At 67.7% G+C, this 12,779-nt stretch carries 15 protein-coding genes and 1 pseudogene; 8 read left to right on the forward strand and 8 right to left on the reverse strand.

The features are described from left to right. Window position 1: 1 nt before the first annotated feature. Window positions 2-673 carry a hypothetical protein gene (locus tag CGU35_RS11080; protein WP_100811615.1) on the reverse strand — a complete coding sequence of 224 codons (672 nt, stop codon included), beginning with the start codon at window positions 671-673 and terminating at the stop codon, window positions 2-4. 120 nt (window positions 674-793) lie between these two features. Here CGU35_RS11080 and CGU35_RS11085 point away from each other — a divergent pair, with 120 nt between their 5' ends. The 4 genes from CGU35_RS11085 to CGU35_RS11100 all read left to right on the forward strand — a co-directional run bounded on the left by CGU35_RS11085 (window position 794) and on the right by CGU35_RS11100 (window position 4,011). Further along, window positions 794-1,504 (forward strand): winged helix-turn-helix domain-containing protein, encoded by a 711-nt coding sequence (locus CGU35_RS11085; RefSeq protein ID WP_100811616.1) that lies wholly within the window; start codon window positions 794-796, stop codon window positions 1,502-1,504. Beyond that, window positions 1,501-2,883, forward strand: coding sequence for a sensor histidine kinase (locus CGU35_RS11090; protein ID WP_100811617.1), 1,383 nt, complete (start codon window positions 1,501-1,503; stop codon window positions 2,881-2,883). The genes CGU35_RS11085 and CGU35_RS11090 overlap by 4 nt, the downstream gene beginning before the upstream one ends. 89 nt (window positions 2,884-2,972) lie before the next feature. After that, complete coding sequence (locus CGU35_RS11095) at window positions 2,973-3,413, forward strand: hypothetical protein (protein ID WP_100811618.1); 441 nt, start codon at window positions 2,973-2,975, stop codon at window positions 3,411-3,413. Next, entirely contained in the window at window positions 3,406-4,011 is a 606-nt protein-coding gene (locus tag CGU35_RS11100; RefSeq protein WP_100811619.1) for a dihydrofolate reductase family protein, read from the forward strand. The genes CGU35_RS11095 and CGU35_RS11100 overlap by 8 nt, the downstream gene beginning before the upstream one ends. Window positions 4,012-4,020: 9 nt before the next feature. On the opposite strand, the gene CGU35_RS11105 is transcribed toward CGU35_RS11100, so the two are convergent. The 6 genes from CGU35_RS11105 to CGU35_RS11130 form a co-directional block, all read right to left on the reverse strand. Then, window positions 4,021-4,677, reverse strand: coding sequence for a DUF1345 domain-containing protein (locus tag CGU35_RS11105; RefSeq protein WP_232711268.1), 657 nt, complete (start codon window positions 4,675-4,677; stop codon window positions 4,021-4,023). Then, window positions 4,674-5,456, reverse strand: a complete 783-nt coding sequence (locus tag CGU35_RS11110) for an alpha/beta fold hydrolase (RefSeq protein WP_100811621.1) — start codon at window positions 5,454-5,456, stop codon at window positions 4,674-4,676. The genes CGU35_RS11105 and CGU35_RS11110 overlap by 4 nt, the downstream gene beginning before the upstream one ends. 100 nt (window positions 5,457-5,556) lie before the next feature. After that, a complete protein-coding gene (locus CGU35_RS11115; protein WP_157813942.1) occupies window positions 5,557-6,021 on the reverse strand; it encodes a MarR family winged helix-turn-helix transcriptional regulator in 465 nt (154 codons plus the stop codon). A 134-nt stretch (window positions 6,022-6,155) separates the two neighbouring features. Then, complete coding sequence (locus tag CGU35_RS11120) at window positions 6,156-6,950, reverse strand: amino acid ABC transporter ATP-binding protein (protein WP_269800327.1); 795 nt, start codon at window positions 6,948-6,950, stop codon at window positions 6,156-6,158. Next, entirely contained in the window at window positions 6,947-7,843 is an 897-nt protein-coding gene (locus tag CGU35_RS11125) for an amino acid ABC transporter permease (RefSeq protein WP_100811623.1), read from the reverse strand. The genes CGU35_RS11120 and CGU35_RS11125 overlap by 4 nt, the downstream gene beginning before the upstream one ends. Then, window positions 7,843-8,787, reverse strand: coding sequence for a transporter substrate-binding domain-containing protein (locus CGU35_RS11130; protein ID WP_157813943.1), 945 nt, complete (start codon window positions 8,785-8,787; stop codon window positions 7,843-7,845). The genes CGU35_RS11125 and CGU35_RS11130 overlap by 1 nt, the downstream gene beginning before the upstream one ends. A gap of 275 nt (window positions 8,788-9,062) precedes the next feature. Here CGU35_RS11130 and CGU35_RS18810 point away from each other — a divergent pair. The 3 genes and pseudogenes from CGU35_RS18810 to CGU35_RS11145 form a co-directional block, all read left to right on the forward strand. Next, a pseudogene (locus tag CGU35_RS18810) lies at window positions 9,063-9,395 on the forward strand (nuclear transport factor 2 family protein); the annotation flags it as partial. Between the two features lie 232 nt (window positions 9,396-9,627). Next, window positions 9,628-10,731 (forward strand): NADH:flavin oxidoreductase/NADH oxidase, encoded by a 1,104-nt coding sequence (locus tag CGU35_RS11140; RefSeq protein WP_100811625.1) that lies wholly within the window; start codon window positions 9,628-9,630, stop codon window positions 10,729-10,731. Between the two features lie 166 nt (window positions 10,732-10,897). Next, entirely contained in the window at window positions 10,898-11,167 is a 270-nt protein-coding gene (locus tag CGU35_RS11145) for a hypothetical protein (RefSeq protein WP_100811693.1), read from the forward strand. A gap of 93 nt (window positions 11,168-11,260) precedes the next feature. On the opposite strand, the gene CGU35_RS11150 is transcribed toward CGU35_RS11145, so the two are convergent. Then, complete coding sequence (locus CGU35_RS11150) at window positions 11,261-12,127, reverse strand: AraC family transcriptional regulator (protein ID WP_100811626.1); 867 nt, start codon at window positions 12,125-12,127, stop codon at window positions 11,261-11,263. A 117-nt stretch (window positions 12,128-12,244) separates the two neighbouring features. On the opposite strand from CGU35_RS11150, the gene CGU35_RS11155 reads away from it, so the two are divergent. Further along, window positions 12,245-12,748 (forward strand): GNAT family N-acetyltransferase, encoded by a 504-nt coding sequence (locus tag CGU35_RS11155; protein ID WP_100811627.1) that lies wholly within the window; start codon window positions 12,245-12,247, stop codon window positions 12,746-12,748. Window positions 12,749-12,779: the final 31 nt, after the last annotated feature.

Genomic DNA, 12,779 nt, shown 5'->3' on the forward strand with positions numbered 1-12,779 from the left:
GTCAGCCCTCCGGGCTCTCGGGGTCGTCCACGCACGAGCGGATGCGCGACAGCGCACCGTCCTCGGCGTCCTCTTTCGGGGTCACGGGCAGCGCGAGGTCGAGACGGGCGACGCCCTCGGTGAATTCCACGTGGGTCACCTCCGTGTCGGCGTCGTGCGGGAGTCGGATGCCGTCACGCAGGCGGGCGGCGAAGCCGGCGGATGCCCCGTCCCGTCCTTCGAGAAGGTTCAGGGCCCGCTCGGCGGGAATGGTGATGCCGCCCGCGCTCACCGAGTCGGCGACGAGCACCCATCCCCCGTCCGCTTCGCGGTGGGGCACGAGGATCACGTCGATCGGCACCGACATGCCCCGCACGGTGCGCGAGAGCGACACGACGAGCCCTCCCGGAACGGCGCGCACGCCGAGCTCCTGCTCGCTCGAACACGCCGCGAGAGCGTCGAGCGCAGCATCCGTCGCCGTCAGCTCCATCTCGACGCGCCCCGTGGCCATCTGCCACAGCACGGGAGGACCGGCGAGCGAGACGTCCACCCCGGGCATCGTCGCCGCGAGCGTGTCGACGCGCTCCGACAGCCGCCCGCGCAGGGCGACCTCGCCGATCACGCCGATCGCCACCAGCGAGACGGCGACGACGGCGGTCGCGATGATCCAGGACCGGGAGCGGCGGGTGAGCATGAAGCCACCCCAGCGGACTCAGCTCCCGGGAATCGGACGCGAGGCTGACGGATTCCTGACGATCCCCGCGCCAGGCAGGCGACCGTGAGCACGACGGGTCGGCGTGCCTACCATGGGCGGATGGAGCATCCACCGGACACGCACGAACGCGTGCGCGTGCTGATCGTCGACGACGACGACGGCATCCGGCTCCTGCTGCAGTCGATCCTGTCGGCACCGCGGTTCGACGCGGTGGGCACGGCGAACGCCGCCGACGCGCTGAGGCTCGCGCGCGCCGAGTCGTTCGACGCGATCCTGCTCGACCGGTTCCTGCCCGAGGTCGATGCCGTGCAGATCATCCCCACGCTCCGCGCCGCCGCTCCGGCCGCCGCGCTCGTCCTGCTCAGCGCCGTGGACGACGTCGACGCGCGGGTCGCGGCGCTGCGCTCGGGCGCGGACGACTTCCTCACGAAGCCGTTCCACGTGTCGGAGGTCATCGCACGGATCGACGCCGTGCGCCGGCGGGGTCGGCCGGGCGTCGACGAGTCCGACACGCTCCTGTATGCCGACCTGATGATCGATCTGGCGGGCCGTCGCGCCCGACGCTCGGGTGAGGTGCTCACGCTCACCCCCACCGAGCTGAGGCTGCTCGCCTTCCTCACGCAGAACGCCGAGCGCGTGCTGTCGCGCGGGCAGCTGCTCGAACACGTCTGGGGGTACGACCTCTCGACGGGTGCCGACGTCGTCGAGAAGGCGATCTCCACGCTGCGCAAGAAGGTCGACGCGGGACGCGAACCCCTCATCCAGACGGTGCGGGGCTTCGGGTACTGCCTCCGCACGGAGCGCGCATGACACCGGCACGTGCGCCGGCGTCCATGGTGCGTGCGCTCCGGCGCCGCATCCTCGCGGTCGTCGCCGTCGCGGTGGTGCTCATCGGGATCGCGAGCGTGTGGGGCATCCGGATCGTCACCGACCTCAACGCCGAACGACAGGTGCACATCGCCGCGCAGTCGGTGGCGACCTGGGGAACCGACCAGGGCGGTGACCGGGTCATCGACAGCGGGCGGCTGGCGGATGTCGACGCCCTGTCCACCGTCGTTGCACTCCTGGACTCCGATGGCGGGGTAGTCGCGGCGAGTTCCGCGCCCGCCGTCACGGTCGCCGCGCTCGAACGCGTCGCCGCCGAGGCGAGCGAGAGCCGCTCCGTGCGCGCGGACCTCGGCGGACGCACGATCCTGTTCACCGATATCGCTCTGCCCGCGGGGACGGTCGTCGACGACGGTGCACGCACGCCGGTCGAGCGCGCCCTCGTGGGCATCGGCGTGGAGGGATCCGACCGCCTCGTGGCCGCCCTGGCGCTTGCCGCAGCGGGCACCCTCGCCGTCGTGTTGATCGCCGTGTGGGGCGTCGTGACGCTGGTCGTGTCGCGCACGACCCGTGCACTCACCGACCTCACGGAGCGGGTCGAACGGGGCCGGCTCGAGGCACTGGTCACATCCCCCGCCGCCGAGTACTCCGAAACCCGCGCGATCTCTTCTGCGATCGCGCGCCTCGACGAGCGGAGGGATGCCACGGAGCATCAGCTGCGGGACTTCGTCGCCAATGCGTCGCACGAGTTACGCACCCCGCTCACCACGATTCAGGGGTGGGCGGAACTGCACTTCCAGAGCCCCGACGACGCCCGGACGACGGAGCGGGCGTTCGCCAGCATCGTCGAGGAGTCCGAGCGCATGCGCTCTCTCGTCGATCGGCTCGCGCAGCTCGCCCGTGCCGAGGGCGCGCCGACGATCTCCGAGCCCGTCGACCTCGCCGCCGTGTGCCGCGCCGCCGCCGACGATGCGGCCCTCCTCGCGCCGGAGCGCCGTATCAAGGTGCACTCCCCCGAACGCGTGGAGGTCCGGGGCGATCCGCACGCGCTCACGCAGGTCGTGCGCAATCTCGTGGGGAACGCAGTGGTCCATGCGGGCGCCACCGCGTCGGTGACGATCACTCTCGCCGAGGGGCCGGAGGGCGTGGAACTGACGGTCGCGGACGACGGTGTCGGCATCCCGCCGGCCCTGCGCCGACGCGCCTTCGACCGCTTCGTCACGGGTGATCGCCGCACCGGGACGGGACTCGGGCTCGCGATCGCGCAGGCGATCATCTCCGCGCACGGCGGTACGATCGCGCTCGCGTCAGAGCCGGGGGTCGGCACCCGGGTGACGGTTCGGCTTCCGCCGGTCGGCTCGTGATCGATCAGGATTCGAGAAGTGCTTGCGGAGCGAACGTCGTAGCGTGTTGATGGGCAGAGGCGCCCGCAAGCAACGGATGAGGAGCGAACATGGCAGAGAAGACCGCTGGGCTGTCCCAGGAGGAGCGCGAAGCCGTCAAGCAGCGCGCCGCCGAGCTGCGTGCCGAAGAGAAAGCCGGCAAGTCACGCGCGGCCGGCGAGAAGGCCGTCCGTGAGGCGATCGCGGCGATGCCCGACCACGACCGCGTTCTCGCCGAGGGCATCGACCGCATCGTTTCCGAGGTCGCTCCGCACCTCATGCCGAAGACCTGGTACGGCTTCCCCGCGTACACCGACGCCGCCGGAAAGGTCGTCGTCTTCTTCAAGGCCGCGTCGAAGTTCACCACGCGGTACGCGACCCTGGGCTTCGAGGAAGCGGCGCAGCTCGACGACGGCGACCTGTGGGTGACGTCCTTCGCGCTCATCGCGCTGACACCCGAAACGGAGCGGGCGATCGCCGAGCACATCCGCAGGGCGGCTGGCAATGCCTGACACCACCTGCCACGTCTCGATCTCGCTCGACGGGTTCATCGCCGGGCCGGATCAGAGTCGCGAGAACCCGCTCGGGGTCGGCGGACTCGAGCTGCACCGCTGGCACCTGGGTGACGACCGCGCCACCGACGCCGACGCGACCGCGAGCGAGTGGCTCGGGCGCCCGCGCGGTGCGTACATCATGGGCCGCAACATGTTCGGACCCATCCGCGGCGAGTGGGACGAGGACTGGCGCGGACGGTGGGGCGACGAGCCGCCGTATCACGCACCCGTCTTCGTGCTCACGCATCACGCCCACGATCCGATCGAGATGAAGGGCGGCACGACCTTCGCCTTCGTCACCGAGGGGTTCGATGCCGCCTATGCCCGCGCTCTCGAGGTCGCCGGAGACGCGGGTGTCGACATCGCGGGCGGCGCGTCGACCGCCCGTCAGGCACTCGCGGCCGGGGTCGTCGACGAGCTCACGCTCGACATCGCGCCCGTGCTGCTCGGGTCAGGCGAGAGCATCTTCTCCGGGATCGAGTCCTTCGGGTTCGAGCCGGTCGAGGTGCTGCATTCGCCTCTGGCGACGCACATCCGCTACCGCCGCGTCGCCTGATCGGTGCGACTAGCGTGCGAGGGCGGCGATCAGGTTGATGGCCGCGGCGAGCACGATCACGCCTAAGAGGAACGACAGCAGGGCGTGCCGCAAGACCTCTCGACGGATGAGCGAGCTCGTGATGTTCGTGTCCGAGACCTGGTAGGTCATGCCCAGGGTGAAGGCGAGATACGCGAAGTCGCGGTATTCCGGCGGCTCGGCCTGATTGAAGTCGATCCCCGTCCCCCCGGACCGGTAGTAGATCCCGGCGTAGCGCAGGGTGAAGAGGACGTGGACGACGAACCAGGATGCCGCGACGGTCGCGAGCGCGGCAGCGGCAAGTCCGAAACGCGCGCCGCCCTGCAGGCTCTGAGACTCGACGAGCAGCAGGGCGATGGCGCCGACACTTGCCAGGCTGGACGCGATCAGGAGCGTCTGCGCCACGGCCTCGGTGGGATCCTCTCGCGTGGCGTGACGGGATGTCTCTTCCGGGCCGAGCCGGATGATGGCCACCCACACCCACACGACGAGCCAGCCGGCAGCCACGATCCATCCGACCGCCGGTGCGAACACCCACGACCCCGCGACCCCCGTGAGGACGGTGACGACGACGAAGATCGCGAGCATGACACCGACGCGAACCCCGGCCCGGTGACGGAATCCGGAGAAGTCTCGGGGTGCACTCAACCCCGCACCACCCGCTCCCCTACGATCCGGGCCGTCGCGACGGGATCGACCCTGTGCATGACCGACTCGGGCACGATCACGAGTTCGGCCGCATCCATCCGCTCGGCCAGTCGATCGGCGGCCGTCACGAGCAACGGGAACGTCTGCTCCCCGCGCAGGATCGTGACCGGCCGCGACACCGACAGCATCTCGGATGACGGTGTCCAGACCTGCGCGGTCAGCCGCGCGTCATAGACGGTCGACTGCGCGAGCCGCACGAGCCGGGGGAACATGTCGCTCTGCCGGATCGACTCGACCATGTCGCGCGGGAGCCCCACGCCCTCGAGCTGGAATGTGAGGACCGCGTCCTCGCTCCGCCCCGAGTCGACAAGTCGTTGCAGTCGGTCCGCGAGCAGCGGGCTGCGCCGGTCATCGCCGAATCGGAACGGCGGCTCGGAGAGGAACAACGCGCGAACCGGCACGCCACGCGAGGCCGCGTAGAGCGCGAGCACGGCTCCTGACGAGTGGCCGACGACGACCGCGTCGCCGCCCACCGCCTGGATGACGGCGGCGAGGTCGTCCGCCTCGTCGTCGGGGGTCGATCCAGGCTTGTCGCCACTCGATCCACGCGCCCGCCGGTCCATCGTGATCGCCCGATAACCACGGTCGGCGAGCGCTGCCGCGAGGGCGGCGCCGTCGGCCGCGGTCGACAAAGCGCCACCGACGATGACGACGGGCTGGCCATCGCCGACCTGCTCGAAAGCGATCTCCGTTCCATCCGCGGATGTCGTTATCTCCATCTCGTCACCCAACCACGCACCGACGACATCGACAAGACGATCGAAAAAGAACGGTATGGCGCGCCAACGCGAAGCGCAGAGCCTCGATCACGCTCTACGCCTACTCCTCGTTCCGGTGACCCGCCGCGTCCAACGCGCTCCGGCACTTGCGCAGGTACTCGGCGAACTGTCGCCGCTCCCGCTTCGACAGCTGCGAGACGAGCAGCTCTTCGATATCCATCACGCGAGGGTCTAGCTCGGCAATCGCCTCGGAGCCCTTCTCCGTGATGTAGAGACGGATGCGCCGGTGGTCGGCGTCATCGTGCTCGCGTCGAACGAGGCCCGCGTCGAGGAGTGGTTGGAGAGTAGTCGACATCGTCTGAGCCCGTACGAAGGACCTCCGCGCCAATTCCGCACCCGTGATTCCGGCTCGTCTGTTCAGCACCGTGAGCGCGGTGTACTGCGCACCCGTGAGGCCGGACGAGGCGCACGCGTCGAAGAGCCGCGGCCTCAACCCGAGCTCGAGTTGCTTGATGATGTAGATGAACCCGGCTTGTTGGGGCGCCTCCGCTGCGACGTGATCCACGCCGTCAAAGCTACCAACGTCATCGGTCCGCGCCCGTGCTTGGCCGGCGTGAGCGTCGAGCCCCTCTGGAACTGTGGAGTCTCGTTCCAGAAGAGCCTGTCGTCGTCCGACGGCGTTCGCGGGTTTGCGCGGGATCACGGCAGCACCGCGCGAAGGAACTGCTGTGTGCGGGGGTTGTCGGGGTGAGCGAGCACCTCTCGGGCGTCGCCCTTCTCCAGCACGCGACCGTCGGCCATGAAGACGAGCTGATCGCCGACCTCACGGGCGAATCCGATCTCGTGGGTGACGACGATCATCGTCATTCCGCTGTCGGCGAGGCCACGCATCACATCGAGCACCTCCCCGACCAGCTCGGGATCGAGTGCGGACGTCGGCTCGTCGAAGAGCATCAACGCGGGGTCCATCGCCAGCGCTCGAGCTATTGCGACGCGCTGCTGTTGGCCCCCGGAGAGCTGTAGGGGGTAGTGATCCTGGTGGTCGAGCATGCCGACCCGGTCGAGCGCCGCCCGGGCTCGATCGCGCGCATCGCTCTTGGACGCACCGGCGACGTGAATCGGCGCCTCCATGATGTTCTGGATCGCCGTCATGTTCTGGAACAGGTTGAACCGTTGGAACACCATCCCGATGTGCCGGCGCTGCTTTGCGAGGGCGCGCGGACCCAGGTCGTAGAGACGTCCATCGCGTTCCTGGTAGCCGATCAATTCGCCGTTGACGTAGATCCGTCCGGCGTCGGGGACCTCCAGGCGGTTGATGCACCGAAGCAGCGTGGACTTGCCCGAACCGGAAGGTCCGATCACGCACGTGACGTCTCCCGGTGCGACCCGCAGATCGATGCCGCGCAGCACGTGATTGCTGCCGTACTGCTTGTGCACGCCCTCCGCCGACACCATGAACTCGCGACGATCCTGGGCTTGGACATCTGCATTCATCGGTGGTGCCCCCTCGAGGCTCGCTTCTCGAGCATCCGCTGACCCACGCTGAGGATCGACACGATGACGAGGTACCAGAACGTCGCGACCAACAGCAGCTCGATGACCCGGTAGTTCGTGGCGCCGATGCTGGTGACGGCGGTCATCAGGTCTTGACCCGCGATGACCGACACCAGCGAGCTCGACTTGAGCAGGGTGATCAACTGGTTGCCCGTCGGCGGAAGGATGATCCTCATCGTTTGTGGCAGGACGATCCGTCGCATGCACTGTGCGCTGGTCATCCCGAGGGCGACTCCCGCTTCGGCCTGCCCGGTGTCCACCCCGAGGATGCCACCGCGCACGACCTCCGCCATGTACGCGGCCTCGTGCAGTCCGAGGGCGACGCAGGCGGCGACGAACGTCGTCAGCACCACGTTCGTGTCGACGGAGAAGAACATGATGTCGGTGAACGGGATGCCGAGACCGAGCCGGGGAAACAGCAGCGCGAAGTTGCCCCAGATCAGGATCTGAACCAGCAGAGGAACGCCCCGGAAGAACCAGACGTACGTCGCGCTGATGCTCTGCAGCACGCGGTTGTTGGACAGGCGGGCGATCGCCAGCAGAACACCGAGGACGAGACCGATCGCCATGCCGACCAGTGTCAGCTGGAAGGTGACGACGAGTCCCTCCAGAACATCGGTCGCTGTCAGATTCTCGAAGACGACATCCCAGGCGATATTCGGATTCTCGGCGAGCGAGTAGACGAAAGCCGCACCCAGCACGACGATGATCGCGGCCGTGGCCATCTGACCCCAGTGCCGGACGGGTACGGAGTGGATGGGAACGAACGCGTCGACCGACGATGCGTCCCCGGGGGATGCGTGCGCTCGACGTCGTGTGGGTGCGGAGCTCATTACTTCAGGACTCCCGAGGTACGACCGTTCACCACGATGAGGTCCGTCGGCAGAACATCGTTCGCAGCGCTGTACTTGTCGAAGACCGCGGCGTAGGCGCCGTCCTTCTCGATCGCGAGCAGCGCCGCGGTCATCGCCTCGGCGAATCCCTTCTCGGTCTTGCTGGACCCGACGGCGAGATATCCGGCCGGGTACGACCCTTCCGCCATCTCGAAGACCGCACCGCCCTCGGCGTTCTCCGCCAGATAGGTCAAGGGCGTCGCGGTGCCGAGGAACGAGTCGACCTGACCCGCCTTCAACTGAACGTGCGCCGCGCTCTGGCTGTCGTACAGGCTGATCTGCATGTCCGGCTTGCCCTCGGCGGCACACTTCGCCTTCTGCTCCTCGAGCGCGGTGGCCATCACGGTGCCCTTCGTCGTCGACGCGACGGTTCCGCAGAGGTCTTCGAGGAAGTTGATGTCTTTCGGGTTGCCCTTCTGCACAAGCAACCCGAAGTTCGCGGCCGCGTAGCTGGAGAAGTCCAGCACCTCTTCGCGCTCGACGGTGTCGAACATCGATGTCCATGCGTAGTCGATCTTGCCCGCCTGGATCGCCGGGATCAGGCCCGGGAACGGGAGCTCCTCGAGTTTGAACTCGACGCCCATCACCGCACTCACCTCGTCCATGAGTTCGGGGATGATCCCGACGTACTCTCCGTCGACTTTCGACAGGAAGGGCGAATCCTCGGGAGTCACTCCGATCGTGACGACCCCACTCGACCGCACGTCTTCGGGCAGCAGATCATGGATGCTCTGATCCATCGTCTCGTTCCCGCCCGCGGGCGTGGTCGATCCACTGGGTTCGGCTCCGCCGGAGCTGGCGCATCCGGCCACCATCAAGAGTGATGCCCCCGCTGCGAGGGCGATCAACGGACGCGAACGGCGGACGAAGTTTTGAGTGCTCATAAGTGTCTCCAATGACGCCATGAAAGCCGCCTGTTCGTCGATGAGCAGGCGGTGCGAGACGGACGATGGGCGTGGCGCGAATTCATCAGTCTGGCTGAGGACAGATCATCAGAAAGACTGATGATTGTCAAGAGCTGAATTGCACCCGATCCTGTTTCCTCGTGAAGGGTTGACCCCGGCACCGATAATCAGGCAGGCTGATAATCCGTTCGCCCGCAACGAGGCGGGAGTTCGTTCGTCAACGCGACGATGCATCGACAGAACAGGTGAGGCCGATGAGCCAGACACTCGAATCCCAACTGCAGGCGCTGCTGGACGAGAACGCGATCGTGAAGGCGCTGACGCGTTACACGCGCGGAATCGACCGGCACGATGAGGCGCTCATCGAAAGCGCCTTCCACGCCGACGGGGTCGACCACCACGGCGACGGTATGCGCGGCCCTCAGGAACTCAGCACGTGGGGCAACGACCTGCACAGTACCCATACCCGCAGTCATCAGCACTTCCTCGCCAACCCGACGATCGAGTTGGATGGGGATCGTGCCCATTCGGAGGTGTACGTCCTCTTCGTGCTCTGGAAGCGCGACGAGCCCTCTGTCGACATCAGTGGAGGTCGCTACATCGATCGTTGGGAGAAGCGCGACGGCACCTGGGGCATCGTCGAACGTGTGGTCGTCGTCGACTGGACGGCCGAGGCACCTCAGGGCACCGACACGAAGGGGACGCTGGCGTCATACGCCGGAGGATCGTGGGGCCCCGGGGATCCGTCCTACCTTCGCCCGTTGAGCTGGAACGCGGAGGCGAGCGCAGCGACGGCATTCGGGCGTCTCCTGCACCGCGATGCCTTACGTCGGCACGGCCGATTCCGCCGGGCTCTTCGACGGGCTCAGCATCCGATCGGTCGACCTCGCCAATCGCGTCGTCGTCTCGCCCATGTGCATGTACTCGGCGGGCACGGACGGAGTCCCCACTCCCTGGCACGACGTGCATCTCGGCTCCCGCGCGGTCGGTGGGGCGGGGCTCGTCTTCGTCGAGGCCACCGGGGTGTCGCCGGACGCGCGGATCACCCTGGGCGACCTCGGGTTGTGGAATCGGGCTCAGGAAGATGCGCATGCCCGACTGGCGGGCTTGATCTCGAGCCTCGGCTCGGTACCCGGCATCCAGCTCGCGCATGCCGGGCGCAAGGGCGGGCGCACACTGCCCTGGGAGGGCAACCTGCCCCTCTCTCCGGGCCAGTGGGGCGAGCGCCTCGCGCCGTCGGCCGTTCCGTTCAAGCCCGACTGGTCACCGCCGCGAGCGATGGATCGGACGGACATGGATGCTGTGACGGAGCAGTTCCGTTCGGCGACGGAACGCGCCGCGCGCGCGGGATTCCGGGTGCTCGAACTGCACTTCGGTCACGGCTACCTCTTCCACCAGTTCCTCTCGCCGCTCGCCAACCACCGCGACGACGAGTACGGCGGCACACTCGAGAACCGCGCGCGGTTCCCGTTGCGGGTGATCGAAGCGGTCAGAGACGCCTGGCCTGCCGACCTGCCCCTCTTCGTCCGCCTGTCGGTGGTCGATTGGGCACCGGGTGGACTCGACATCGATGACAGCATCCAGATCGCCTCGTGGCTGAAGGATGCCGGCGTCGACCTGATCGACTGCTCGAGCGGCGCCGTCGTCCCCGGCGAGTCGATCCCCGAAGCGCCGATGTATCACGTCGAATTCGCCCGCACGATCCGCCGATCCGCCGACGTTCTCACGAGTGCGGTCGGCAAGATCATCGCGGCCGACGAAGCGGATGGAGCGCTCCGGTCCGGGGCCGCCGACCTCGCGTTCATCGGGCGCGCCATGCTCAAGGACCCGTACTGGCCGAGACGCGCGGCGGACGCGCTCGGAGCAACGAACGAACTGCTGGTTCCGCTGCCCTATCGGCGTTCCACACAGCACCTTCCATAGGTCGGCGCTGCGTCCGAGAGCCGCTAAGCGCTGAAGCTCTTGCCCAGCCAGTAGGCCCGCTCGGCGCTGCGGCCGGCATGCGGGACGCGCTCGTCGCGCATCTGATGCGGAGAATCGGCGTCCTGGCGGAGATCGCATGCCGGCCAAGTCGTTCATAATCGAACGCATGTCATATTCCGTCGAACGCCGTTCCAATCCGTCTGCTTGGGCTGCCTTCTGGATCGCGTTGGCCGGCCTTGTGCTCATGCCCATCCCGCTGTTCATCGGCCTGATCCTGGGCGGTGGCCTCTCCATCGTCGCCGCGATTCTCGGTGTGATCGCTCTCTTGAAGGGACTGGCCCGCAGCGGCACGGGCATCGCGCCCGTGGTGTTCGCCGCGATCTTCATCGCGCTGACGTGGGGCGGCATCTCGATCGGCGGAGGCACGATCTGGTAGGGCCTTCCACGAACTCCTCGACGCGCTCGATCGCGCACGAGATCTGAATCCCTCCCCCTGCGGAATGACTCATCCCCGGTGCCCGGGTCACGGTCACGCGAGCTCGACAGATAGCCACAATTCACACGTAGCCGTGCTGAAGTCCTCGGCCCGGTCGAGGACCGCCACGATCGACGGGCCAGGTCGCAACCGCCACGGGTTCGAGGGGAACCAGTCGGTGGCGGTCGCTGCCCACGTGGATTGCAGCGCTGCCGGGTACTCGCCCGAGGTGCGGAAGACCGCCCACGTACCGTGCGGAACCTCGATGGCGTCGAGGCCCTCGGGTACCTGTGTCGCGTTGTCGACCGCGACGCCGTGCAGATATGTCAGGTCGGTGCCCTCGGTGTAGTCGGGGTCGACGTCGGCGCTCACCTGGAGCAGGCCCGCCGGCTCGCTGTTGCTCATTCCCTTGAGGCGAACGTGCTCGGCGGCCGGGATCGAGGCGATGTGCGCCTGGATGCGCGGATTGATGCCCGCGTGGATGAGCGGCACACGGGCGGAATGGCCGATGAGCCGAAAAGCGGGCCGGTCTGCGATACGAGTGTCCATGGAGATGTTCCCTTCTACGGTCAGGCGGAACCTGAGTTGCGATTGAATGCGAAGGGGGCCACCGTCGCGGCGCACGTCGGCTGGGCTCACCCCGTGCACGGCCCGGAACGCCCGAGCGAATGCCTCGGTCGAGCCGTAGCCGTAGCGCACCGCGATGCCCAGCAGGTCGCCGTCACCCACGAGCTCGGCCGCGGCGACCGACATCCGGCGTCGGCGGACGTATTCCGACAGCGGCATGCCGGCCAACGACGAGAACATCCGCCGTAGGTGGTACTCCGTCGTGCCGAGGCGTGTCGCCATGGCGGTGATGTCGAGCTCGTCATCGAGGTGTTCCTCGATGTGCTCGATGACCTGGTTGAGAGCTGCAATCACGGTTCTCCCCCTTCACCGTCCAGCCTGCTTGTCGATCCTCGTCGACACCCGATCTTTGCGGTCCGATTCGCTCGCGACGCCCCGCGCCTCTCCGCGAGATCCGGATAGGGTGCCTGGATGGTACTCCTGCGACGCTGGGCGGAAGGCGACCTCGATCTGCTCCGACGAGGAAACGAACCCTCGATGAATGAGCACCTGGGCGGTCCCGAGCGTGATGAGGTGCTCATCGAGCGACATCACCGGTACTTGCGCCTGTGGCAACAGGGGTCTGCGCGGATGTTCGTGATCGTCGACGACGGATCTGTCGGCGGGATCGGATGGTGGGACATCACGTGGCGAGACGCGCCCATGTACGAGACGGGCTGGTTCGTGATCCCGCAAGCCCAGGGACGGGGCGTGGCGGCGTCGGCACTGGCGTCGACGATCGACGACGTGACCCGCCATGGCGACGGTCGACCTCTCGCCGCTTTCCCGGCGACGAGCAACGTCCCGTCGAACCGACTCTGTGAGCGTGCCGGCTTCCGACTCCGCGGCACCGAGGTCTGGCCGTTTCGGGGAACACAGCTCGACGTGAACGCCTGGATCCTCGAATCGCGAGCAGACGACGGCCCGTCTGCGTAGCCCTCATCGTTAGCGGGGAGCGTGGCGCTCC

It is taken from the genome of Microbacterium sp. BR1, from assembly GCF_002812725.1.
Classification (GTDB): domain Bacteria; phylum Actinomycetota; class Actinomycetes; order Actinomycetales; family Microbacteriaceae; genus Microbacterium.

Excerpts from the sequence above, each read along its gene's own strand:
- CGU35_RS11080 (WP_100811615.1), bottom strand. The coding sequence starts at position 673 with ATGCTCACCCGCCGCTCCCGGTCCTGGATCATCGCGACCGCCGTCGTC.
- CGU35_RS11085 (WP_100811616.1), top strand. The coding sequence starts at position 794 with ATGGAGCATCCACCGGACACGCACGAACGCGTGCGCGTGCTGATCGTC.
- CGU35_RS11090 (WP_100811617.1), top strand. The coding sequence starts at position 1,501 with ATGACACCGGCACGTGCGCCGGCGTCCATGGTGCGTGCGCTCCGGCGC.
- CGU35_RS11095 (WP_100811618.1), top strand. The coding sequence starts at position 2,973 with ATGGCAGAGAAGACCGCTGGGCTGTCCCAGGAGGAGCGCGAAGCCGTC.
- CGU35_RS11100 (WP_100811619.1), top strand. The coding sequence starts at position 3,406 with ATGCCTGACACCACCTGCCACGTCTCGATCTCGCTCGACGGGTTCATC.
- CGU35_RS11110 (WP_100811621.1), bottom strand. The coding sequence starts at position 5,456 with ATGGAGATAACGACATCCGCGGATGGAACGGAGATCGCTTTCGAGCAG.
- CGU35_RS11120 (WP_269800327.1), bottom strand. The coding sequence starts at position 6,950 with ATGAATGCAGATGTCCAAGCCCAGGATCGTCGCGAGTTCATGGTGTCG.
- CGU35_RS11125 (WP_100811623.1), bottom strand. The coding sequence starts at position 7,843 with ATGAGCTCCGCACCCACACGACGTCGAGCGCACGCATCCCCCGGGGAC.
- CGU35_RS11130 (WP_157813943.1), bottom strand. The coding sequence starts at position 8,787 with ATGAGCACTCAAAACTTCGTCCGCCGTTCGCGTCCGTTGATCGCCCTC.
- CGU35_RS11140 (WP_100811625.1), top strand. The coding sequence starts at position 9,628 with ATGCCTTACGTCGGCACGGCCGATTCCGCCGGGCTCTTCGACGGGCTC.
- CGU35_RS11145 (WP_100811693.1), top strand. The coding sequence starts at position 10,898 with ATGTCATATTCCGTCGAACGCCGTTCCAATCCGTCTGCTTGGGCTGCC.
- CGU35_RS11155 (WP_100811627.1), top strand. The coding sequence starts at position 12,245 with ATGGTACTCCTGCGACGCTGGGCGGAAGGCGACCTCGATCTGCTCCGA.